Below are 23945 nucleotides of genomic sequence, written 5' to 3' on the forward strand. Positions count from 1 at the left end.
GTATCAGATGAGTTTTAAAATTAGAGTTAATAATATCAGAAGAAAATTCATGAAAAGTATTACTAAAAATGTTGGTAGTACTTATTCTAAAAAATTAAAAGGATCATTAAATAATGAAGAGGTGAAAAATGTTTTAATTATTCGCCCAAATCATCGTTTAGGTAATCAGCTATTATTAACACCTATTGTTCAAGAAGTGTTAAATACGTTTCCTAACTGTCAAGTAGATTTGTTTGTTAAGGGTGGTGTTGCACATCCTGTTTTTGAAAACTATGAAAGAGTAAATAAAATTTTTAAATTACCCAGAAAGCCGTTTAATAACTTAATTAAATATGTAAGTGCTTGGGTTTCTATTAAAAACAAATCATATGATTTAGTTATTAATGGCGATAAAAGCTCTTCTTCAGGAAGGCTCTTAACTTCTCATTCTCGTTCTAAATTTAAAATTTTTGGCGAATTTGACTCTAGTATTAATCTTGAAGCTAAATATCCAGATTATAAGCATATTTCAAAATTGCCCATTTATGTTTTAAGATATTTTTTGGAGGAATTTGGCTTTGAAAACACCCAAAAATCTTTACCGCTTTTAGATATTAAATTAAGCAAAGATGAAATAGCTAACGGTAAGGTTATTTTGAGTAATTTAACTAAAAACAATAAAAAAACAATTTGTATTTATACAAATGCTACAGGAGCCAAATGCTATTCTGAAGATTGGTGGAATACCTTTTATACTAGATTAAAACAAGAATTCCCAAGTTATAATATTATTGAAATGCTTCCTATTGAGAATATTTCTAAAATTGGATTTAAAGCTCCTAGCTTTTATAGTGAGGACATTAGAGAAATGGGGGGCGTATTGCGTAACACTGCTGTTTTTATTGCTGCAGATAATGGTGTTATGCATTTAGCTAGTGCTTCTTTAGTACCAACAGTTGGTTTCTTTTCGGTTACAGATGAAGACATTTATGCGCCTTATGGAAATGGCAGTATAGCTTTCAATACTAACAAAAGTAATATTACAGAATGGTGTAAAGCTATTCATGATATTTTAGATTAAAAGTTTTTATGCAGCTATTTAAGTTATAGAATAACTAATTTTTCTTTTTTCCATTTCTTAATTTTAAGCGTAATATTTTGTGCTCTTAATCGATGTTTTTTACAATAAAATTCGGTTTATCGTTTTATTTATGAGTTCATATAGTTTTTATTGTAACAAGGGGGTAATCAAGTAGTTTTATTAAAAATTAAATTTTTAGCCCCATGAAATATTTAATCGCTGTTTTATCCATTACCTTAATATTAGCAAACTGCTTTTTTGCTTTTTCTCAAGAACCTAACACAGTCATAGATAGTATTCCTCAAAATTATAAAAAGCGAAGTCCCATTTATGATTATTCCGAAAAACAGTTGAATAATACAGATACTATTCCTGATTTTGCTTCTAAGAAGAACAAATTAAAAATTACAGGAACTATTTATGAAAGTGATGGGGTAACACCAGCTAAAAATGTTTTATTGTTTATTCATCAAACAGATGAGAATGGTAATTTTGAATTAAGTCGTCATAATAAAAAACGTTTCGTAAAGCATAGGGGTTGGATTCGTACAGATGAAGATGGAAAATATACATTTTATACGTTTGTACCTGGAAATTACAATTACAAACAAATTCTTCCTATAGTTAAAGAACCTAATAAGCCAGAGTATAAAATAGAGACTTTTCTTTTTGATGATGACCCGCAGTTAACAGATAAATGTAGAGAGCAGGTAAGCCAAACAGATCCTCAACGTATATTGAAATTAGACAAAAAAGAAGGTTTGTGGGTAGCTACCAGAGATATTGTACTTGGTAAGCCCATTGCAGAATACTAATTACTTTTCAATAAGTAACTTTTGACCAACTCTTATAACCGAAGTCTTTTTAATGTGATTCACTTTACATATTGAAGCAATAGTTACTTCATTGTTTCTTGATATTCTAGACAAGGTATCACCCGGTCTAACAATATATATAGAACGTGTTTTTATTAAGCTTGCTATAGCTTCTTCCTCAGATATTAAGGGTTTTATTTTACTTTGTCTTCTAGAACTGTGAAACACAGGTTGTGTCCATTTTTTAGTAACCCAAAGCTCTTTAGCTCGTATTTTATTTTTAGAATTAAATTCAAATAAATATTCAGGGTTAATATAGAGGCCTTTATATTTTATTGCTAAGTGCAAGTGGCTTCCTCTAGCATTACCAGAAACACCTCCTTTTCCTAAATAACCACCTTTAGTAACTGTATCATTTTCCTTAACACCATATTTAGATAAATGTGCATAAACTGTTTCTAATCCATTAAAATGTCTCACCACAACTGTTCTTCCATGTCCACTTGTATATCTAGCCATTCTTACAACACCACCAAACATAGAAAATAAACTATCTCCAGTTATTAAATCTATATCAATACCTTCATGAGCTCTACCGCGTCTCCAACCATAGCGTGAGGTAATAACTTTATTTTTTCCTATTGGTGAAGCATAAGTAGAATCTTCAAACTGTAATTGTATTGGAAACTGAACCTTTACACCCTTATAAGGATTGTAAACTTTATTATCCCAATATTTAGATATAATATCTGGTTTTTCAATTAAGATAGAATTTAGTGTATCTGTATTTTTTAATTCAATTTTTATAGGTTCAGGTAAATTAATAATATCTTTTAATCGGCGTTGACCAAAACTATTTAGGGCGCATAAAATGGTAACGAATGCAAATGCAAATTTCATTCTAAAAGGATAGGGTTATTTTTTTGGTTGACTAATTTAGTTATTAATAACGCTAATTTAACTTCCTTATTATACGAGTTATTAACAAGGCTTGAGAAATTTTTCTTTTATAATTACAAGTCACATAAGCCTAAAATAGAGATAAGATATTAGGAACCACCCCTGTTTTTTTAAGTGTATTTAATATTGCTAACTTCTGTTTTTATTACTTCTTATTACAAAAACAACCAATCCAATCACTATTGCCGAAAGTATACCAATTACCCAATAAAAAATTGTAGCCATACTAGAAGCTATGTTGGCAGATATAATTGGGGAATCAAAATCACCGCTATCGGCTTCAGATTTAGGTATATATATGTAGTAGGATAATATCTGTTCTGCCTCTTTTATTTTGTCAAAATAATCTTCAAAATCTTCTGGTTTTACATAACTGGTTTTATTTTCATACTCATAATTGACATACAGAATATCGTTACTAGGGTTCATTTTAGATTTTATGGAAAAATCAAAACTTTTAGAATTTACACTAATATTATCATTAGAGAATTGCCATTTCCTTGGTAACTTAACAGTTATTTGATGTTTTTTATGTGTTGGGTAATATAATGCAAAGGGTGTTTCTCTTGCTTTTTCATCTGCAGAAACAAAAACATCTAAAATACTATAGGGTATAAATTCTACGGCAATGTTTTTATCGTCACCAATCATTGGAGACCAAATGTTATTAATTTTATAAGACTCTTCAACTAGTATTTTATTAGCTATACTGTCATCATCAAAAACAGGGTCTTTTAAAACTTCAACCCCATTGTAAAGATTGTCATAATAGTTTTTAAAATCTTTACTTAAAGAGGTTAAACTGCTCGATTTGTACCGTGCTCTCATCATATCTGCTTCAGCTTCTCTATACACTGTCATTATATTTAATGTACCAGGGCCGCCCACAGTAGGTAAATCAAATGTATCAAAGACTTCTACTAAATCTTCACTTTTAGAATTAATCTGCTCAAGTGCTTTAACTCCTTTTTTTATAACTAAAGCCTTACCGTAATTAGGAAAAGAAACAGATTTATAATTACCAAATTGATTAGAATTTGTTGGGTCATAAAACAAATTAGTATTAGTGCTATCTACCACTTTAACAACTACATGGTCAAACACTTTTGGTGATGGTAAAAATTGATGTAGTGATTCTCCATAAACAGTATTAACAAGTACAGGATATGCCTTAATGCCCATATTACGTAGCATAGTTACCATAAGCCAACTTTTGTCTTTACAGTCTCCAAAGCGTTGTTCAATTACTTTATTAGGCGAAAAAGGCTTGTAAGCGCCAATGCCAGACTCTAAACCAAGATATCTAACTTCATCTTGAACAAATTTAAGTGTAGCCGAAATACGTTGGCCTTCATATTCAGAGCTATTCTTTATTTGGTTAATTTTTGCTTCAAGTACCTTTGAAGGTTTTACATTGTCTACATATATTTTTAATGCCCAATCTACAACGGCATCCCAATTTTCAAAATCACTAACAAATAGATTTTGATACGGCATATACCAGTTAGGTGTATTCTCTTCAAATACAGGTGCTTTTGTAGTGGTGGTTTCCCAATTATAAGTTGTGTAGCCATTATAACTCCCTATAATAGGTTTAATGTCTGTATTTAAGGTCTTATAAAGTAACTTTTTATTAGAGATTAGATAATAGTTAATTTTACCTACGGGTTGAAAATCGTTTAATGTTGTGCCACCAGAAAAATGACTACCATGTATAGGGTTAAAGCCTTTAACAGAGTAACTTACATCCAGAATGTCGCCATTTCTAATGTCTGCCAAATTAGCTATGGCATTTAGGCTACCATCATAAATATAACTTTCAGCATTAGACTCTTGTCTTATACTTTGAAAGTCATTAACATTTAGCTTATTAATAGTTTTTCCATTACGAATAACCGTTATGTTATGCAAAAATAATTTCTGATAAGTAGGATCATAATTAATAGATATAGCAGACCCATCTTGTACACCAACATTATCTGTTATTTTTCGTACTAAACGGATATAACGTTCTTTTTTAGGAATATGAATTTGCTCATCACTTAATAAGGTAAGTAAACCAAATGATATTTCGTTTAAGTCTATATCTGGGTTTTTCTCATAAGATTGTTTTACAATCCATTCCGGGGTATTACTAACTTTAATTTGAGCATAATAATAACTGAAGCTAAAAAGGAAAAGTATAGTAAATAGGTGGTAGGTTTTTAAGTTCATTTGCAATAATTATTTAACAAATTAACGAAAAATATTACATAAGTTACATGGTTACTAAATTAATTTGAATTATGTCTTTTGTTAAAAATTGCCGCTGTTGATAATAAAAAAATTTGGGTAACAGTAATAGAAAAATATATGCAATGTGTTGTGGCTTCATATTTAATGATTTTGATGTGTTTTCTGTTTACCTAAATCATATTTTACTCTGACGGAATTATCATTTAAACATATTTCATCACTTTTTTGGAAGTATTTAGCACAAAATTTAAAAATAAATATTATGTTTAAAAAGTACCGATTACTTAAATGGATATCATTGTGCATTGGAAGTTTAGTTGTTATTGCCCTGTGCTTTGGGTTATGGTTTTTGAGTTTAATACCCCCGAAAGATGCTCAAATAGAATTAACAGTTGCTAAAGATTTACCATATTTATCTGAAAACAAAATTACAAATAGGGGTAAAATATTAGCGGTAGTTACAAGTACAAAAAAAATGGGTGATACCAATAAAAGTACTGGTTATGAATTATCAGAATTAGCGCAGGCCTATTATGTATTTCAAGCCAATGGGTTTGAAGTAGATATTGCTAGCCCAAAAGGAGGAAAAGCACCAGTTGTTATAGACAAAGAAGATATGATTTCATATGATTATGCCTTTTTAAATGACACAAAAGCTCAATTTAAAACAAGTAATACTATTAAATTAGAAAATGTTGATGCTGAAAATTATGATGCTATTTTCTTTGTTGGAGGAAAAGGAGCCATGTTTGATTTTCCTGACAACAAAGAAATTCAGAATATTGTAAAAGATTATTACCAATCCAATAAAGTAATTGGTGCAGTTTGTCATGGGCCTGCTGCTTTAGTTAATGTAACTTTAGATAATGGTCGGCCTTTGTTAGAAAACAAAAAAGTAAGTAGTTTTACCAATAAGGAAGAGTTATTATTAATAAGTGATGCAAAATCAATATTTCCATTTCTATTGCAAGAAAAAATAATAGAGCAGGGGGGTAACTTTATTGAAGGCCCCATGTATCTAGAAACAACAAGTTATGATAAAAACCTTATAACAGGACAAAACCCTTGGTCTACTTGGAAATTAGCAGAAAGTATGATAATAGAACTGGGATATAATCCTAAACAGAGACAAAAAACAGGTGATGAGAATGCTGTTTATGTTTTGGCTATGTACAAAAAAGATGGTAAACAAAAAGCTAAACAATTAATTGAAAATTTATTGCTAAAAGAAAATAAGCCATTAAATAGAGTGTTGTTAGCTAAGCATAGTTTAATTTCAGCTATGAAAGGAGAGGTCTCTCAATTTTTTAGTTTGGTAGGGTTAGTGTCTTTTGCAAAAAAAAGTGAAAACAAACTAGCTAAAATATAATAACATTTTGAATAGAATTTGCCTTTGGATTTATTAGATATTTCTTTAATTATTTTAAGCAGTGCAGGACTTTTACATGGTCTTGCATTTGCGGTTTATTTGAGTTTTTTTAAAAGGAAGAAAACTTTAAGTAATTACATTTTGGCCTTAATTCTATTTTTTATGGGTTTAAGAATTGGAAAATCTGTGATGCTTCATTTTGGAAACGAATTAGAACCTAAATTTATTTTTGCAGGTTTGGCACTATTACTTTTAATAGGACCATTATTAAAGTGGTACATCAATGCAATGACTCAAATTGATTATAAATTACCTAAATATTACTATTTAGATTTAATTCCTTTTACCTCAGTTTTTATATTAAGTTTTTTTGTAACTAAAGATTGGTTTAGTACAAAAAACAATGAAATAATTATTTTATTTGCTAGCATTCTAATATTTATTTATTTGCATTTTGCCTTTTATATATTTAAAGCAAGTAAACAACTAAAAACAATAAAGAAAAGTTATTCCGAAGGTGAACGCACAAAATCTCAAAAAGCCATACTGTTATGGTTAAATCTTTTAATTGTTGGTTTTGTTTTTATATGGATATCTTATTTTCTAAATATTATAGAAGACACAGTACCCTATATTGTGGGGCCATTAATGTACTCTTTGGTTGTTTATTTTTTAAGTTTTAAGGCATTTCAGCTTAAAGTAGCTGATTTAGATGGCAATGTGTTTAAAAAAAATGAAGACTTTGAGTTATTTAAACAACTCTCAGACCTAATTGTTAAAGGTAATCTGTATCTTGAACCTAATGTATCACTTTCTAGTCTTGGAAAATTAATTAATAAGAATACACAAAAGACTTCCGAATTAATTAATCAATATGCCAATCAAAACTTTAATGATTTTATTAATCATTATAGAATTCTTGAGGCAAAAAAATTACTCTTAGAGCACAATAAATATACAATATCATCTATAGCTTATGACGTTGGTTTTAGCAGTTTGTCTTCATTTAATAGTGCATTTAAAAAGTTTGAAGAGATAACACCTTCTTCCTACAGAAAACAACATATCCCAAATGGTTAAGGCCATTTGCTGTTTAATAACTAATATAAAGGTAAGCCTATATAACCGTCAGTTATGAGGGAAGTATTATGTTTAGAGAATAACTATATTACCTATTCACCAATATTCATCCTTCTCCCTCTAACACTGGTGCCATTAGCATCTCCAGACCACGAGCCCCAAACTGCAAATAGATTGCCATTTGGTGCAGCAGCAATAGCAGGAAAAACTTGATAACTATCTGTGTTGCTATTAACTGTAAAGACATCTCCAACGGGTGTGCCATTAGCTAGTAAACGTCTACTATAAATTTCATCAGTACTGTCGTTTGATGAAGCATCGCCTTGCCAAATTACAGCGAATCCACCTTTGTAGTCATTGGTAATTCCTAGATTTTGATTTCCATTGGTGTTTTGGCTAAGTATAATTTCATTTGTAAAAGCGGTGCCATCACTATTATATATTCGTGCAGTGATATCACTTGCCAAGGTTTGGGCGCTGCTACATTTTTCAGGGTCTTCAAGGTGTTCCCAAACAATTGCAAACGTACCATCTGCTAGAGCTGCAATATCTGGGTTTTTTTGATCGCAGCTTTCGCGGGTATTAACCTGCTGTTCCATAGCCATTAATTCATTGCCTTCAGTATCAAAGCGTTTGAAAACAATATTGAGTCTTTCAGAATCAAAATCTACTAAACTTTCCCAAACCACGACAAAGCCACTGGGAACCGCTATGATTCTAGCGGTATTTTGCCACAAATCTATGACTGTATTCACCCTAAATTCACCATTACTTATGTCGTTGAATGCAGCATCGTAAACGCGAGCATAAATTTCCCCTGCCTTTCCATCTTGGTCTGAACTCTCCCAAATAACCATCAAGTTGCCATTACTGTGATATGCAGCATAGGCAAGATCTTGATTAGATTTGGTTTCTTCATTAACTCTAAATTCTTCACCAACTTTAGTTCCAGAACTATTATACCTTTGGGCATACACACCAAAATCGCTTCCATCTTGATCTTTACTTCGCCAGAAAATGATATGCGAACCATCATCTGCAACTGCAACGGTTGGCTGACTTTGTGCTAACTTGGTTTCTGTGTTTACCACAAATTCATTACCCCATTTAGACCCGTCTGAATTATATTTTTGTGCTGCTACCGCATGTCCATCACCATCTTGTCCAGCACTCTCCCAAACCACTATTGCCTTACCATCGGGCGTAACAGCAACTTTAGGATAGCTCTGATTACCATCTTTATATGAATTAACTTGAAAGTCGTTACCAAGAAAAGCGTAAGTGGAGCTACTTTCGTCACCATGTTCTTCAGAATCATCTTCGATATTCTCTTCAGTATCATTTTCATTGCTTACAAGGCTCTCGTCTTCACCACTAAGCGCACTCTCATCTTTAGAGCAGGAAATTAATGCAAAAACAAAGCAAAGCATGACATAAGCAAATCTTTTCATAGTAAATTAATTTAATAGATATGGGTTGGTAAATTTTGCAAATAGTATTCATAGTTGTGTGCCGTTGGTCGAAAAATCGATGAACGTACTGAAATTCTTGTAGTTCATCTATAGTCTAAAATAATTTCACTACCTTATAATGCGCAAATCTTCACGATACAATACCTTTCTTTAAAGTAATTATTTTCCCCATATCTATTTTATTAAACTACTACTATTAAAATAGATATCATGAAAAAAAAATTATTTTGCATTTTTACACTATTTGTATGCTTGTTTGCCCAAGCACAACTAGTACAGATACCCGATGAAAACTTTGAACAAGCTTTAATAGATCAAGGATTGGATGATACTCTAGACGGTTATGTAGAGACAGCTAATATTATTAATGTAACCTCATTAGATGTTTCAGAAAAAGAAATTTCAGATCTAACGGGGATTGAAGCTTTTGAAAATATAGAAATACTGCGTTGTGGGAACAATAAATTAACCCACTTAAACATAAGGAAACTTAGCAAATTAGAACATCTTAACTGTGGTGATAATGATTTGGAAGAAATAGATATAAGTCAATGCCCCAACTTAGAATCCCTTTATTGCCATAAAAATAAAATAACCAACTTAGATTTAAGTAAAAACCCAAAACTAAATACTCTTTTTTGCAATAATAATGAATTGAAAGCATTAGACATAAGTAAAAATGGTGAATTGTTTTGGTTAAATTGTACAGAAAATGATATCCTATTTCTAGATACAAGTAATAATCCTAAATTACGTATTTTAAGATTTAGCTCAAATAGTATAGGCGGAGTTCCAGATACTAATAAACAAAATATAAAAGGACTTGTGAATGCTCAAAATGGTGTAGATTTGAGTAATAATATAGCCCTAGAAGAATTAGATTGTAGTAACAACCCTTTAATAAATAGTCTAGATTTAAGTAGTAATACTGCATTAGAAAAACTTACATGCAACGCTAATAGTTTAACCATTTTAGATTTATCTAATAATACTGTATTAACAGACCTTAGTTGTGATGATAATAATTTATTTATTTTGAATTTAAAAAATGGAAACAACAATGCTTTTGCATCTTTTTCAGCAGAGAATAACCCCAATTTAGCCTGTGTAAACGTTGATGACGCAGCTAATAGTACTTCAACTTGGACAAACATAGATATACAAACTAGTTTTAGCGAAGCTTGTGATTATACCACTTATGTACCTGATGATAATTTTGAACAAGCCTTAATATGGCAAGGGTTGGATGATGTTTTGGATGACCGTGTAGATCTTAGTAAAACGCTTACAACAACATACTTATATCTTGTTTCAGAGGGAATTACTGATTTAACAGGTATTGAAAATTTTGTTGCTTTAGAAACCCTTAATTGTGGTAATAATAATTTAACCGAATTAGATGTGAGTAATAATACAGCACTAGTTGAACTTAATTGTTATAACAACAATTTAACCGAATTAGATGTAAGTACTAATACGGCAATGGAAGAGCTTGGTTGTAATGGTAATGATTTAACCGAATTAGATGTTAGTACCAATACAGCGTTAAAAGAACTTAATTGCTATTCAAATGATTTAATAGCTTTAAATGTAAGTACCAATACAGCATTAGAAAAGCTTTCTTGTTATTCAAATGATTTAATAACTTTAAATGTGAGTACCAATACGGCATTGGAAAAGCTTTTTTGCTATTCAAATGACATAACCGATTTAGATTTAAGTAACAATACTGCTCTAGAAGAACTGTATTGCTATTCAAATGATTTAATCAATTTAGATTTGAGCAATAGTACTGCGTTAAAAATTCTTGATTGTCATACAAATGATTTAATGACTTTGAATGTAAAAAATGGAAACAACAATGCTATTGTATATTTTGATTCAAAAAGCAACCCAAGTTTAACATGTGTACAAGTAGATGATGCCTCTTATAGCGGTTCTAATTGGACAACTATAGATGTACAAACTAGTTTTAGTGAAGATTGTAATTACAGTTTAAGTACTAGTTTGAATGAAATAAATACCTTTAGTATGTACCCAATACCTAATAAAGGCAGGATAATAAATGTAGAAGTTTTAGAATTGATGAATTATAATTTAATAAATATTAGTGGTCAAATAATAAAACAAGGCAAATTAACTTCAGGAAAAAACGAATTAGACTTTACTAGTTTATCTAAAGGCGTGTATTTTATAACAATAAGTAATACCAACACATTTAAACAAAAGAAATTAGTTTTAAATTAATTACCAAATAGTTCATTTGCTAAATAATTTAATCCTGCATAAACATAGAGCTAGGTGGAATAAATGGAAACTAATTGGATGATTTTGCGAGGGCTTCCAATTTTTCAAAAACGATAACTTTATATGTTGTACTTACAGGTACTTTGTTGTCATTAATAAACATATGGGTTCTACTTGCTTTTGCAACTCTGTTTAAGTTGGCAATATATGACTTATGCGTTCGCTGAAAATTATTAGATAATAATGTCGTAATATTAATTAATGTTTCTGAAATAAGATACATTCTTGAATCTGTATAGATTTTTAAATAATTTCCAAAACTCTGAATATACAAGATAGAATCAAATGAAATATTAATAGGCATGCCATCATGTTTAATTTGAAGTTCTTCAGCTTTGTTATGCTTTGTTGAAGATTCTATTTTAGAGGTTGAAACTTTGCTTAACGCTTTCAAAAAACGTTCTATTTTAATCGGTTTTAGCAAATAATCTATAACACCATAGTCATAGCTTTCTAAAGCATATTCAGAATAGGCAGTAGTTAAAATAACTTTAGGTGGATTTATCATTGAACGTAAAATTTCCATACCATTAAGTTCAGGCATTTCTATATCTAGAAAGATGAGATCAAGGTCATTTTTCTGAATGTAGTTGACAAATACAAGAGGATTTCCTGTACTTAGTACCAATTCTAAAGTATCGATTTTTGAACAATACTCTTCTAATACTTTCCGAGCTAGTATTTCATCATCTATGATACCTATTTTAATCATTACTTATTTTTTAATATTGAAACGGTTAAGTCAATAGATAAATTCACATGATATTCGTCTCCTTTATCATGAATATCTAATGCGTGAGCCTTGGGATATAATAGACGCAAACGCCTTCTTACATTTTCAAGCCCGATTCCTTTTCTAACCGTATCAGAAACTATTGATGGTTTGGAATTTACTACATCAAAATTGAGCGTTGTATTCTTAATTGTAGCAGAAATATCAATTCTACTTTGCTTATTAGTACTTTGTGCTCCATGCTTAATGGCATTTTCAACAAAAGGGATTAATAACATTGGTGAAATTCTTAATCCTGAAATATCTCCATCAATTAAAAATTCAACAGTACATCGCTTGCTTAATCTTTTTTCTTCAAGTAATAAATAATTTTCTATAAACTCAAGCTCTTCTTTTAATAATACAGTTTCTTTTTTAGAGCTCTCTAACTGATATCGCATTAATTCAGAAAGTTGCATGACAACATCAGGTGTTTCTGATGATTGCTGTCTTGACAATGAATAAATACTATTCAATGAATTAAATAAAAAATGCGGATTCACCTGCTCTTTTAAATAATTAAGCTCCATGTCTTTTTGTAATTTATCTTTTTCTGCATTTTCTCTTTGCATAACAATACTTCTTCTTAAAAAAAAAGCAGCCATTCCAGTGCCAGATGTATAAAAAAGGAAAAAGGATATTTTGCTAAGACCAGACCAATTAATATTGGGATATATTTTTAAAGATGCCAGAACAAGTATAGTTCCAATGAGCAGGATTCCATAAACAAAATACTTTTTCTTATCTAATATAAAAGGAATGAGAATAAAATGATTTACCCAAATGGCCGCCATAATTATAATAGTATAATAAAGCCCATGAAGGTAAAAAGAATAGCTGGTATCAAAATTATCCTTAAAAAACAAATTACTTAATGTCTCAAGTATAAAAACCAATATAAAGGCTCCTATATTAAGGAGAATGGTATTCTTTAATGATCTTTTAAGCATACAATCTATTATTAAAAGTGCTAAAGATACTATCTACAAAAGCAAAACTCTATAAATTCTTATGAAAGCTATATATCAATGACGAAACTGTTTCATCATTTAATTATTGTACTTGTCATCTTTATAATATTATGCATGGATTATGCTATACTTTTAGTCTATAGTTTATAAAAAAATGAAAAATAGTATTTCAATTCTCGTAATTTTTATCCTTTTTCAATCCTGTAAAGATAAGCCAATAAAGGATTCTGATATCTTAAGTGTAACAAATCCAAAATATGAAACCTATAATTACACAGGATTTACAAAAGAAGAAATTTATGGATTTCATCAACATATTTATGAAGGTGGAGATTGGACCGTATATGGTGATACCGAGCGGTATTTTTACCTAAATTTCTCAGAAATCGGGAATCATTCTCGTATACTTAGATCAGATACACCAATAATTCTTGAAGAAACACCAAGAGATGATATAAAAAATTTTATTACCACATCAGACTTAAAAAAGGGTGGTGGGCTATCATTAAACGACTATGTACAGCAAGTAGAAGTTAATGGCTTAATTATAATTCATAAAGGCAAAATAGTCTTTGAGGGTTATCCGAGAATGTTTCCAACCGATTTGCATATTACTATGGTAATAACTCAAGTTTTTGTAAGTACTTCAATTGCCATTTTAGAAGATAGAGGCTTAATTGATATTAGGAAACCCATTGATTATTACTTTGGAGGACTTAAAAATTCAGGTTGGGAGGGTGTTCCTGTAATAGATATTCTTAACATGAGTTCTGGAATTGATCGTGTCCCGTTAGAAAATTATGAAGTTAGTTTCAATCCAATTAAAGATTTAGCTACAGCAAAGTCTAGTAAACCTTCAGGAGCAGAGCACCAGTGGTCCAATGCTGATGCTATGGTACTTACGTTATTAGTTGAAAAAATAAGTGGCCTTACTTTTCGTGATTTTGTACAACAAGAAATATGGAATAAGATAGGAGCAGAGCATAGTGCTCTATTGGGCATCAATGCGAACGGAACTTCTATTTCATATGTTGATGGTCTGTCAACAACTCTCAGAGATCTTGCTAGGTTTGGTTTAGCTTTTACACCTAGCGGCAGAAAGGGTGTTAAGCCAATAATTTCTGATGAACACTTATTTAAAATCCAGAATGTAAATAAAAGCCTCAATGTGTCTCGGGATTCATCAAAAGAAAATAAATATAGTAGTTATCAATGGAGTGCAGTATATGATGATGGTGATTTTTATAAAGGAGCACATGGAGGCCAAGGTCTTTATATTTCACCTGCAAAAGATTTAGTTATTGCCTATTTCGGAACTTCCAATGTTAATCGAGAAAGGAATCAACTTTCTATCATTTCTAGACAACTTTCCAAATCTGGATTGTTTGATCTAGAATAAAATACATTAAATATCCAAACTCAAGGTTTACAATTATTATACTAAGAATTATGAAAAATAAAACAAGACTCCTGCTTTTAATATTACTAATAACTACAAACATCATACTTGCACAAGGAAATAGTGAAAAGGAATTAACCTCACATGGAATAAGCTCTTCTTTAGTATTACCGCAAATTCAGGTAGTTCCAATAAAAGATAAGAAAGCTGAAAAGAACTACGAATTGTATATAGAGTTACCAGAGAGTTATTCTGAAAACCCCAATAAAACTTATCCTGTTCTTTATTATACAGATGCTATGTGGCATTTAGAAATGTTATCTGGATCTTCAGAATTTATACTTGAAGATCTTATTCTCGTTGGAATTTCCTGGCAGAAGGGCATTTCAGATGATTTAATGGAAAAATATGGAGCGCATGCCAGCCGATTTACCGATTATTCATTCTGGAAAAAGTCAAACCCTAATCATCCTTTGCTAAAATTTGGCAAGGCAGAAAATCATTTGGAATTTATTCGCAGTGAAGTAATTAAGTATGTAGACAACAACTATCGTACAGACCCTAACAGTCGTTCATATTTTGGATATTCCCTAAGTGGTGCGTTTGGGGCGTACATTTTATTAACTCAACCTGAAACCTTTAATAATTACATTCTTGGTAGTCCACTGAGTAAAGGCCTAGTACCATATCTTAAGGAGATTGATTCCCAACGTGTAGTTCCAGAGTCCGATAAAAAATTTCATGCCAACGTATTTATGGCATACGGCAGTTTAGAAAAAGGTAAAGATGTGCCTATTGAAGAATATATCAATTTATTAGATGAACGAAAAAATTTAAGTTTATCCATACAAAACAAAACCATTGTTGGTGATCATCAAACTGCTTTTCCAAGGGTGGCTGTAGAAAGTGTTTCTTGGTTATCGTCCATAATGAATCATGTTTCTAACAGTAGCAAAGACATTTCATTCTGGGATATTCCACATCTAAATAAATCTTATGTCAGTCTAACACCTGAAGATAGAAAAGATGGAATATTAGTAGACACCCTTTCTGTAAAAAGTAATGACCAAAATGCCATTGTCAAATTATCTCAGGAAATATTTGAAGATAAACATGGTAGTTATGATGCTTTGCTCATTTCTCATAAAAACCAATTAGTTTTTGAATCCTATTATAAAAAAGGCCGTATAAATTTACCTCATGGGCAAGCATCAGCCACAAAAGCCTATACCAGTTTAATGTTGGGAAGAGCCATAGAAATGGGATACATAACTATGGAAGACCTTGACAAGCCATTAATAAGCTTTCTGAAAGACCTAGACCCGTCAAAATTTACTGATGGTGCAGAAAAAATAACACTTCATAAAGCAATGACCATGCATGGAGGTTTAAATATTAATAGAGACGAATGGAAAGAAATAGAGAAGGATTCTCTTCGGTTAAAAGGGCAGGGGCTAGTTCAGACCCTTCTAGAGCAAAGCGCACCGATAACCGAAGAATCTCAAAGTTATTTATATGGCAATTTCAATCCAATGTTGGTGATGACGGTTATTGATGCTGTAGTCCCAGGAACGGCCCAGAATTTTATTAAAAAAGAACTCCTAGACAAACTCGGAATTACCAATTATAAATGGTCAACACATAAGAGCGGATTGCCACAAGCCGGTTGGATGGTGAGTATGGAATCTCGTGACATGCTCAAATTAGGTCATTTGGTTCTTAATAAGGGTAAATTCAAGGGAGATCAGCTAATTTCTGAAGCATATCTTGACAAAGCAACCAGTGGCATTGTAAAGCCCACTGAAGATTGGATGCCTAAAGACTATCGTTATGGCTATTTTTGGTACCAAACAGATGTAAAGGTTGGTGACAGAAGTTATGACACCACATTTGCTTGGGGTGGAGGTGGACAACGTGTTATTGTGGTTGAAGAACTAGATTTAACCATTGTAATTTCTGGTCATGATAGAGATGATAAAATCATGACTCAAATTTCCGAAATTATCATACCTGCCTTTGTTGAGAAATAGTCAAGTCCTTTTTAGTGTATGCCTAAATTAATCTTAATTAACATAAACTTACAGCATCTGTTTTTTAACTTGTTGTTATGAAAGTAATTCTAGTATTGGTATTTGTATTATAATTTACTTGCTCTATTTAACTTGAGCTTTGGATAAAAGTTCATCCTAAATAATAGGTTTCTTGTTTTTTTCTTTTTAAATGTTTCTCTAATTGGCTAATGGAACACTCTTTTTCGTTAAGGGTGGAGTAGTGGCGAAAATGTGTGTGGCATGGAAACAATAAAGAATTATTTGATTTTTTTAGATGAAGAAGTTAAAATTATTATATTGATTTTAGAAACTAAGAAAGTATGAGACTAATAATTTTAATTATCGTTTACTTATGTATTAACTTTTCATTGTATTCACAATACAATGCAAGTGCTTTATTAAACAATTCATTAAAAGTAGAAGCTTACCAACAACTAATAGGTGAAGTAAGTTATTACAATTCAAAGAGCCCTTCTATTTATAACGAAAAAAGGAACTGTATTTATGGTAATTGTAACAATGGTGAATCTGCTATTGCAATAACTTTTAAAGGAGGCTTATATTATAAGGAAAAAGTAATGAAAGCTTTATATATAGCTGGAAATTTTGCAAATGGTAAGATTGAAGGGCAAGGATATATATTTCATACGTATGATAAAAAATCAAAAAAAACTTTACAAAAATTATTGAAAAAAGGAAAATTTCAAGAAGCTTGGAATATTGATAATGTAAGACCTAAAATTAGCGGCATTTTTAACGCTAATACCATCATCAAAGGCAAGTATGTAAGTTATTACGACTATTTTGTACCTTATTTACGAGAAGGAACCGATAGTAAGTACATTTATAATGGAATGTTTTATAATGAAGAGTTTCAAGGCAATTTATATATTAATAATAAAAATGTACTTGCTTCAGATTTTAACAATATAGACAAAATAACATTTATTACAAATAAAAATTATCCAGATGAAAATAAATATACTATTAAAGCCGAAAAAGAATATCCCACTATAAAACGCTTTTTAAAAGATGGAAATAATGAAAATATAAATTACTTGTTTGATAAGCATTATATTTTAAAAGGGCTTGGTGTTTCTATTGAGGAAACAGCATCAAATGATTGGAAAATAAATATTAGTTCTGGTTATAGTCATAATTATGCCCTTAAAATAGATACTGTTATAAAAAAGCCCAAAGGTCAAATTAAAACTATAAATGAATTAAAAATGTTTGCAAATTACGATTCAAATAATAATGCAAATGGGTTTGTTTCAATGGTATCAAAAAGTGGTGCAACTTATACTGGTTTTATGAAAGAAGGGAAATATCATGGTCCAGGATTTTATATGTCAAGTGATGGCATATGGATTGGAAGATTTTATAATAATAGTATGGAAGAAGGTATCGTAATTTCTATAAGAAGAGTTAAGCATGTAAATACTGAAATCCTAGATGATTCTAGAGTGTTTCATAACTTTACTAATAGCCTATATAAACCTAGAATTGATAAGAAATTTACGCGACCGAAAGTATTTTATGCTGAAGTTAAAAATAAAAAGTACACAAGAAAAGGATTAGTGACAAGTTCTATTACAAATATTGCTACGAGGAAATATTCTGGAGAAATAGATGGTTTTGGAGTCCCAAATGGTGATGCCATAGTAGATGGTAAAAAGGGCTATTATAAAAATGGATTTTATGAAGGCCCTACACGAAAAGAACAACAGGCAATAGCAAAACAAAATGAAGAAGAGAAAGCCTATTGGTTAACACAATCTAGTTGCGGATTAAAGGGGGAATGGGTTAGCCTTTCAGAATTAGTGAATCATAGAGGTAAAGTTGTTTGTTCTAAAAACGGGTTGTCTGCTTTTGGTTGGGTCCATCCTGGTGCAGCTAATTGGCAAACTGCAGTTAATAGTATAAACAATAAACCCGAAGAAAGACAGCGTTATAGCTTAAATTTGATGTTTCCAAATGTTACTCCTGGTGATATCTATTTTAAGAGAAACATTGACGATATTGAATTTAAAGGTAATTCTGTATTTGTAGTTGATACTGCCATTGAAAATTATTATAATCCATGCGGATTGTGTAGTGGTTCTGGTCAGTTAAGGATAATGTCTGAACAAGAAAACACAAGCCCAGTTACTGCAAGATATACTTATTACGTTATCAACGATCCATTGGGCGGATACATGATTCAAAAAGCTATTCGGCATAAACGAGAAAAAGACCTTGATAAATATGGACGCAACGGATTGTATTATTCGGATAAAAAGAAGGTTCCTTGTCTACAATGTTTAGGTATGGGTATTATATTTAAATGAAAATTAGTTAGTAATTATCATAAAGCTTTTATAGTTATGCCATTTGCAAAACATGTACTATAATGTTCTCGCGTTATGTACAACATGGGCTTTGGTTAAAAGCATATCTTAAATAATAGGTTTCTTGTGTTTTTTTCTTTTAAAATGTTTCTCTAATTGGTTAATGGAACACTCTTTTTCGTTAAGGAAGTAGTGGCGAAAATGTGTGTGGAATGGGATTAAAAAAAAAGAATTTATTTTTTTACTGAATTCCTCAAAAAAACTATTCACTCTCAATCTACACTTGCCCTAGAAGATTCAACAAGAAAAAATCAGAATAAACGAATTAAATAATTTTGAGTTAGCTTGATAGTTAAATTTCAACAAACTATAATAGTCCTTCTTTTTCTAACTTTTCTTTAATTTGCTGATGTTTTTTCCAAAATTGTATTTCTATTTTACCAATTGTTTCTTCGTATTTTGGATGACTTTGCAATTGCATGAATAGAGGGTCTTTCTTCATAAATATGAGGACCCAATATTGGAAATCATCTTGTAAACTAAATTTACTATATGCTTCTATAGCTTTGTCTGGCATGTTTTCATAAAGATAAAGCACAGCTAAACTGGCCTCTTTATAAATTGATTCATCTTTTTCTAAGTAATCTTTATATTTATTTAAGTATTGCTCAGCTTTGTTAGAAAATCCCATTTTATTGAAAGTGTAGGCAATTTTTATATTCTCTGCAGGATATAAATCAATTTTATTGGTAGCAAGAATACTAATGTATTTTTCATAATAATATAATGCATTATCATAATCTTCTTGAAAATAATATAGCTTCGCTAATTCTTGAGTAATATCAGTACGTGTAGTGTCTTTTTTCCACTCCAAAAGCATTTTACCTGTTAAGGATTCTAAATCTTTGTCATTGGCATAATCTATAAAGTTTTTTAAATAGGGAGCGTAAGGATTATTAGGATTATATTTCAAAGATTCTTCAATGTATTTTGAGGCTTCTTTAGCAAATCCATTTTGGACTAAAGCATTACTCAAGTTTAGATAGATAAAGCTTTTAGATACAGAATCATTAGCTTCTATATTCAATTTGATTCCTTTTAATGCATAAGTGAGATACTTATTAGTATTTGGAACAACACGAGCGTATAAATCAGATAAAATTAGTACTACAGAAGAAGCATTTGGATTGTAATCTAATGCTTTTTCCAAGTAAGGTATCGCTAACCTAAACTCGCTTGTATTTATATAATATAACGCTTTAGCAATCAGAGGTAATTCAGAAGTAGCATCATGCAACAAGGCATTATCTGCATATTCATTTAATTTGTCTAAATATTTTTTTTCAATTTTATTTGAATCTAAATAATAGTAACAAATGGCAATCTGAGCATAAGCATTAGCGTATTTTGAATCTTGTTCTATAGCTTTTTCAAAATTGAGAATAGCTTTATTTAATCCTGCTTCACTTTTTTCATTTTGATTTTCCAAACCTTTTAAATAAAAATCATAAGCGATGATATTATCTGTAGGCTTTTTATCAATAAGCGCCAATTCTTTAGGTGTTACATTAGCTTCTATGGCTAAGGCAATCTTTTTTGCAATGGTATTTTGAAGCTCAAAAACATTGTCAAGTTGGTATTTGTATTGTTCAGACCATATAGGACTGTCCTCATTAGCATCTATCAATTGAATACTTATAAGTACTTCATTGCCTATTTTTTGTCCACTTCCTTCAATCAAATAATTGACCTGTAACTCTTTAGCAATTTCTGAAACAGTCTTAGGATTGCTTCTATATTTTTCTGTAGAAGTCTTACTTATCACGCGCAAATCTTTGATTTTTTGAAGATTATTACGTGAAGATTCCATAACACCATTAATAAAGTATAAATTGGAATTGTCTTCACTTAGATTTTCAAAAGGTAAAAAGGCAACCGACTTTTCTTTATTTGATTTAGACTCTGAAGAAGTGAATTGATCTTTGAAAAAGTAAATAATAGCAACGATTGCTATGGCCATGATTACTATAATGTACCTATTAATGTTTGTACTTTTTACGACAACTTCATTCTTGCCTTTTTTTTGCTCTAAATTCCATTCTTCATCTACTTCTTCTTTTTTTTTGGTTTTTGTTTCACCAGGCGGATAACCATAATATTCCCGATAACATTTTGTGAAATATGATTGATTGCTAAAGCCAACTTCAAATGAAATTTCTGAAACGGTCAGTTCAGAATCAATTAGTAACTCTGCTGCTTTCTGTAAACGTGTTTCTCTAATAAACTGACTAGCAGATAAATTAGTTTGCTTTTTTATTTTTCTAAGCAGACTAGAGCGACTCATGTTCATTAGGTCTGCCAACTCTGATACACCAAACTGCTCATTAGAAATATTCTCTAATACAATTGATTTGGCCTCTGACAAAAATGAATTTGAAGAATTGCTTGTCGTCATTTTCTTTAAGTAACAGCAACGAAGATAAGTAAAATTTAAACGTCAGGTTTTGAGTTAATTTTTTAGATTTTATGATGATTTGCGTCATAATTTATAGTCTTGCTACATAATTTATATTACTGCGTTAAACTTCATAACTCTTGATTCATAAGTGTTTACTATCGCTTCAAGGTTCATCGCATCTTTGTATCATCAAATCAAAACAATAATTCTTAATATTTAAAATCATGAAAAAATCAATTAAATCTCAAGTAAAATGTTTGGCCGCAATATGTATAGTAATAATGTCATTAACATCCTGTTCACAAAAAAGTGAAACTAAAAAAACAACAACCATTTTAAAAAAGGAAATAGCTAAACCAAGTATAGATATTCATGGGGCAGTATTAACCGGAAATTTAGAGACTGTTAAGCAACATATTGAAGCTGGGACAGATATTAATCAAAAGGAGGCCATGTCTGGATCTACACCTTTAATGTCAGCAGCCACTTTTAATAAACCTGAAATTGCTAAAGTATTGATCAATGCAAATGCAGATTTGTCTATAAAGAATAATGATGGCGGAACAGCTTTGCATACAGCAGCATTCTTTGGACGTTTAGAAATTGTACAGTTACTAATTGATGCAAAAGCAGATAAAACGGTTCGCAATAATTTTGGAGCTACAGCTAGAGAAATAGTTATGGTAGATTATGATCAAATGAAACCAATTTATGAAATGCTAATTCAGCAATTAAAGCCAATGGGTTTTACATTAGACCTTAATGAATTACAGAAAGCACGTCCTGTTGTAGCAATGATGTTACAATAAAAACAATATAAGATGACAACAGAAAGAAGATACGATATTGATTGGTTAAGAGTAATTGCTATTGGTTTATTACTGATTTACCATATAGCCATTATATTTCAACCTTGGGCATTGTTTATAGGTTTTATAAAAAGTGATGACGCTTTAGAAGGACTTTGGAAACCAATGACGATGCTGAATGTTTGGCGAATACCTTTACTCTTTTTTGTATCGGGAATGGGACTCTATTTTGCAATGAAAAAAAGAAATTGGAAGCAGTTATTCTTAGAGCGTGGAAAACGTATTCTTTTACCATTTGTATTCGGGTTTTTGGCCATTACTCCATTACATTTTTTAATTTTTCAGCAATATTATAAGATGCCATTAAGCTACTTTCCGCATATGGGCCATTTATGGTTTTTGGGTAACATTTTTGTATACGTTCTGTTGTTGTCGCCACTCTTTTTCTATCTAAAGAAAAATGAAAAAGGAAGATTCAAAAAGATAATTTCAAAAGTGATGAGTTATGCTTTTGGTCCACTTACGATATCTGTTTTTTTTATGTTGGAAGTAGGTTTATTAAAACCACAGCTATTTGAACTATACGCTCAGACTTGGCATGGATTTTTTATAGGATTTCTTGCGTTCTTTTTTGGGTATTTTTTTGTGTATAGTGGTAAAGTATTCTGGCAAACCGTTTCAAAGTGGAAATGGTTGTATATAAGTATAGCAGCTGTCTTATTTACTCTTCGATTCACAGGGTATCAGTCCATATCAAATATGTATATTACTACTATAGAATCTAATGCTTGGATATTGGGTTTGTTTGGAATAGGTTATAGCCACTTTAATAAACCAAGTGACACACTTAGCTATTTGAGTGCAGCTGTTTATCCTGTTTATATTATTCACATGTTCGTCTTATATGCAGCTGCATTACTCATTCTGCCATTAGATCTTCATCCTATGATAGCATTTATAGGAATTACGGTATTTACGTTTGTTGTCTGTTTTCTTATTTATGAATTTATCCTTAAACGAATTAATATTTTAAGACCCTTGTTTGGATTGAAATGGAAATTTAAAAGCGTAATACAGAAAAAGTTAAAGCATATTTAAAGTAAAACACAACACGTTGTTTTTCAATTTAATAAACCATTAAGTCATGATAAAATTATTTAGAAAAAATAGACTAAAAATGCTTACTCAAAATAAGTTCGGTAATTATTTTGCTTACGCAACTGGAGAAATTATTCTTGTTATTGTTGGGATTCTTATAGCCTTAGCAATTAATGAACATTCAAATAGCGAAAAGAAATTGGAACTAAGAAATTCATACATTATTCAGTTGCATGATGAAACAGATCGAAATCTAAAAAAGTTGACCCTTCTTGATGATGAGTCACTGCTAATGCTCAAAGAGTTAGATACAGTATTCAAAATTCTATTATTTAAAGATTATGATAACCCTAGATTATCGACAAAATCATTCTATTTAATCATGTCTAAAAAGTTTTATCCAGTTATGATAACCTATGAAAATTTAAAATTTTCTGGTGATTTAAAATTATTTGACGATTTAAACTTACGCAATGCCATTTCTGAAACATACGAAACATTCAATCCTATAGAAAAGCTTGAATCATCAGAACAAAACGCAATTGAAGCGTATTATGAAAATTTTTTGATGCGAAACGTAAAATTTAGGAATATGGGAACTTCGTCTGAAAATTATGGCAAAGACATTTATTTCGAAAATATGGTTTTAACGAGAATGACTACGATTGCACAAAATCGAGAGGCTTACGGTAATGCCATTGAATCATTAAAGAAGCTAAAAGACACTTATACAGAACTTCAAAATAAATATTAAACAAT

The 23945-nt window shown here is 30.6% G+C and carries 17 protein-coding genes; 11 read left to right on the forward strand and 6 right to left on the reverse strand.

The genetic code is table 11. From position 1 onward, the window contains the following. Positions 1 to 7 precede the first annotated feature (7 nt). Together N1F78_RS13600 and N1F78_RS13605 are read left to right on the forward strand one after the other, a co-directional pair. Positions 8 to 1060 (forward strand): glycosyltransferase family 9 protein, encoded by a 1053-nt coding sequence (locus tag N1F78_RS13600; protein ID WP_406683712.1) that lies wholly within the window; start codon positions 8 to 10, stop codon positions 1058 to 1060. A 203-nt stretch (positions 1061 to 1263) separates the two neighbouring features. Then, on the forward strand, positions 1264 to 1875 hold the full coding sequence (locus tag N1F78_RS13605; protein ID WP_406683713.1) for a hypothetical protein: 612 nt from the start codon (positions 1264 to 1266) through the stop codon (positions 1873 to 1875). Here N1F78_RS13605 and N1F78_RS13610 read toward each other — a convergent pair whose 3' ends face one another. Then, the gene (locus tag N1F78_RS13610) at positions 1876 to 2775 is read right to left on the reverse strand and encodes a peptidoglycan DD-metalloendopeptidase family protein (protein ID WP_406683714.1); all 900 of its coding nucleotides are present in this window, start codon (positions 2773 to 2775) and stop codon (positions 1876 to 1878) included. Between the two features lie 189 nt (positions 2776 to 2964). Next, on the reverse strand, positions 2965 to 5049 hold the full coding sequence (locus tag N1F78_RS13615) for a DUF3857 domain-containing transglutaminase family protein (protein WP_406683715.1): 2085 nt from the start codon (positions 5047 to 5049) through the stop codon (positions 2965 to 2967). Between the two features lie 283 nt (positions 5050 to 5332). Between N1F78_RS13615 and N1F78_RS13620 the strand changes: the two genes are divergently transcribed. Together N1F78_RS13620 and N1F78_RS13625 are read left to right on the forward strand one after the other, a co-directional pair. Continuing rightward, positions 5333 to 6439, forward strand: a complete 1107-nt coding sequence (locus N1F78_RS13620) for a type 1 glutamine amidotransferase domain-containing protein (RefSeq protein WP_406683716.1) — start codon at positions 5333 to 5335, stop codon at positions 6437 to 6439. A gap of 162 nt (positions 6440 to 6601) precedes the next feature. Further along, positions 6602 to 7519, forward strand: a complete 918-nt coding sequence (locus N1F78_RS13625; protein ID WP_406683717.1) for a helix-turn-helix domain-containing protein — start codon at positions 6602 to 6604, stop codon at positions 7517 to 7519. Between the two features lie 92 nt (positions 7520 to 7611). On the opposite strand, the gene N1F78_RS13630 is transcribed toward N1F78_RS13625, so the two are convergent. Further along, positions 7612 to 8970, reverse strand: a complete 1359-nt coding sequence (locus tag N1F78_RS13630) for a hypothetical protein (RefSeq protein WP_406683718.1) — start codon at positions 8968 to 8970, stop codon at positions 7612 to 7614. 231 nt (positions 8971 to 9201) lie between these two features. On the opposite strand from N1F78_RS13630, the gene N1F78_RS13635 reads away from it, so the two are divergent. Next, entirely contained in the window at positions 9202 to 11238 is a 2037-nt protein-coding gene (locus N1F78_RS13635; protein WP_406683719.1) for a leucine-rich repeat domain-containing protein, read from the forward strand. A gap of 70 nt (positions 11239 to 11308) precedes the next feature. On the opposite strand, the gene N1F78_RS13640 is transcribed toward N1F78_RS13635, so the two are convergent. Both N1F78_RS13640 and N1F78_RS13645 read right to left on the reverse strand, forming a co-directional pair. Continuing rightward, complete coding sequence (locus N1F78_RS13640) at positions 11309 to 12010, reverse strand: LytR/AlgR family response regulator transcription factor (protein ID WP_406683720.1); 702 nt, start codon at positions 12008 to 12010, stop codon at positions 11309 to 11311. Next, positions 12010 to 13020: a sensor histidine kinase gene (locus N1F78_RS13645; protein ID WP_406683721.1), complete on the reverse strand. Its 1011-nt coding sequence runs from the start codon at positions 13018 to 13020 to the stop codon at positions 12010 to 12012. Before N1F78_RS13645 ends, N1F78_RS13640 begins: the two co-directional genes overlap by 1 nt. A 175-nt stretch (positions 13021 to 13195) precedes the next feature. On the opposite strand from N1F78_RS13645, the gene N1F78_RS13650 reads away from it, so the two are divergent. From N1F78_RS13650 to N1F78_RS13660, 3 genes are all read left to right on the forward strand, one after another. Further along, positions 13196 to 14440, forward strand: a complete 1245-nt coding sequence (locus N1F78_RS13650; protein ID WP_406683722.1) for a serine hydrolase domain-containing protein — start codon at positions 13196 to 13198, stop codon at positions 14438 to 14440. 50 nt (positions 14441 to 14490) lie between these two features. Then, positions 14491 to 16470 carry a serine hydrolase gene (locus tag N1F78_RS13655; RefSeq protein ID WP_406683723.1) on the forward strand — a complete coding sequence of 660 codons (1980 nt, stop codon included), beginning with the start codon at positions 14491 to 14493 and terminating at the stop codon, positions 16468 to 16470. A gap of 341 nt (positions 16471 to 16811) precedes the next feature. Beyond that, a complete protein-coding gene (locus tag N1F78_RS13660) occupies positions 16812 to 18821 on the forward strand; it encodes a hypothetical protein (protein ID WP_406683724.1) in 2010 nt (669 codons plus the stop codon). A gap of 367 nt (positions 18822 to 19188) precedes the next feature. Here the strand turns inward: N1F78_RS13660 and N1F78_RS13665 are convergent, their stop codons facing one another. Next, the gene (locus N1F78_RS13665; protein WP_406683725.1) at positions 19189 to 21276 is read right to left on the reverse strand and encodes a helix-turn-helix domain-containing protein; all 2088 of its coding nucleotides are present in this window, start codon (positions 21274 to 21276) and stop codon (positions 19189 to 19191) included. A gap of 227 nt (positions 21277 to 21503) precedes the next feature. Between N1F78_RS13665 and N1F78_RS13670 the strand changes: the two genes are divergently transcribed. From N1F78_RS13670 to N1F78_RS13680, 3 genes are read left to right on the forward strand one after another with little or no spacing between them, the layout of a single operon-like run. Then, positions 21504 to 22088: an ankyrin repeat domain-containing protein gene (locus N1F78_RS13670; protein WP_406683726.1), complete on the forward strand. Its 585-nt coding sequence runs from the start codon at positions 21504 to 21506 to the stop codon at positions 22086 to 22088. 12 nt (positions 22089 to 22100) lie between these two features. Further along, positions 22101 to 23186 carry an acyltransferase family protein gene (locus N1F78_RS13675; RefSeq protein ID WP_406683727.1) on the forward strand — a complete coding sequence of 362 codons (1086 nt, stop codon included), beginning with the start codon at positions 22101 to 22103 and terminating at the stop codon, positions 23184 to 23186. A 46-nt stretch (positions 23187 to 23232) separates the two neighbouring features. After that, complete coding sequence (locus N1F78_RS13680; RefSeq protein WP_406683728.1) at positions 23233 to 23940, forward strand: hypothetical protein; 708 nt, start codon at positions 23233 to 23235, stop codon at positions 23938 to 23940. Positions 23941 to 23945 lie beyond the last annotated feature (5 nt).

Source organism: Seonamhaeicola sp. MEBiC01930 (assembly GCF_045277075.1).
Classification (GTDB): Bacteria; Bacteroidota; Bacteroidia; order Flavobacteriales; family Flavobacteriaceae; genus Seonamhaeicola.

Bases quoted from the DNA above. Each gene is read 5' to 3' on its own strand.
- N1F78_RS13635 (WP_406683719.1), top strand. From the start codon at position 9,202: ATGAAAAAAAAATTATTTTGCATTTTTACACTATTTGTATGCTTGTTT.
- N1F78_RS13655 (WP_406683723.1), top strand. From the start codon at position 14,491: ATGAAAAATAAAACAAGACTCCTGCTTTTAATATTACTAATAACTACA.
- N1F78_RS13600 (WP_406683712.1), top strand. From the start codon at position 8: ATGAGTTTTAAAATTAGAGTTAATAATATCAGAAGAAAATTCATGAAA.
- N1F78_RS13650 (WP_406683722.1), top strand. From the start codon at position 13,196: ATGAAAAATAGTATTTCAATTCTCGTAATTTTTATCCTTTTTCAATCC.
- N1F78_RS13660 (WP_406683724.1), top strand. From the start codon at position 16,812: ATGAGACTAATAATTTTAATTATCGTTTACTTATGTATTAACTTTTCA.
- N1F78_RS13610 (WP_406683714.1), bottom strand. From the start codon at position 2,775: ATGAAATTTGCATTTGCATTCGTTACCATTTTATGCGCCCTAAATAGT.
- N1F78_RS13640 (WP_406683720.1), bottom strand. From the start codon at position 12,010: ATGATTAAAATAGGTATCATAGATGATGAAATACTAGCTCGGAAAGTA.
- N1F78_RS13620 (WP_406683716.1), top strand. From the start codon at position 5,333: ATGTTTAAAAAGTACCGATTACTTAAATGGATATCATTGTGCATTGGA.
- N1F78_RS13625 (WP_406683717.1), top strand. From the start codon at position 6,602: ATGGGTTTAAGAATTGGAAAATCTGTGATGCTTCATTTTGGAAACGAA.
- N1F78_RS13615 (WP_406683715.1), bottom strand. From the start codon at position 5,049: ATGAACTTAAAAACCTACCACCTATTTACTATACTTTTCCTTTTTAGC.
- N1F78_RS13680 (WP_406683728.1), top strand. From the start codon at position 23,233: ATGATAAAATTATTTAGAAAAAATAGACTAAAAATGCTTACTCAAAAT.
- N1F78_RS13645 (WP_406683721.1), bottom strand. From the start codon at position 13,020: ATGCTTAAAAGATCATTAAAGAATACCATTCTCCTTAATATAGGAGCC.
- N1F78_RS13665 (WP_406683725.1), bottom strand. From the start codon at position 21,276: ATGACGACAAGCAATTCTTCAAATTCATTTTTGTCAGAGGCCAAATCA.
- N1F78_RS13630 (WP_406683718.1), bottom strand. From the start codon at position 8,970: ATGAAAAGATTTGCTTATGTCATGCTTTGCTTTGTTTTTGCATTAATT.
- N1F78_RS13675 (WP_406683727.1), top strand. From the start codon at position 22,101: ATGACAACAGAAAGAAGATACGATATTGATTGGTTAAGAGTAATTGCT.
- N1F78_RS13605 (WP_406683713.1), top strand. From the start codon at position 1,264: ATGAAATATTTAATCGCTGTTTTATCCATTACCTTAATATTAGCAAAC.
- N1F78_RS13670 (WP_406683726.1), top strand. From the start codon at position 21,504: ATGAAAAAATCAATTAAATCTCAAGTAAAATGTTTGGCCGCAATATGT.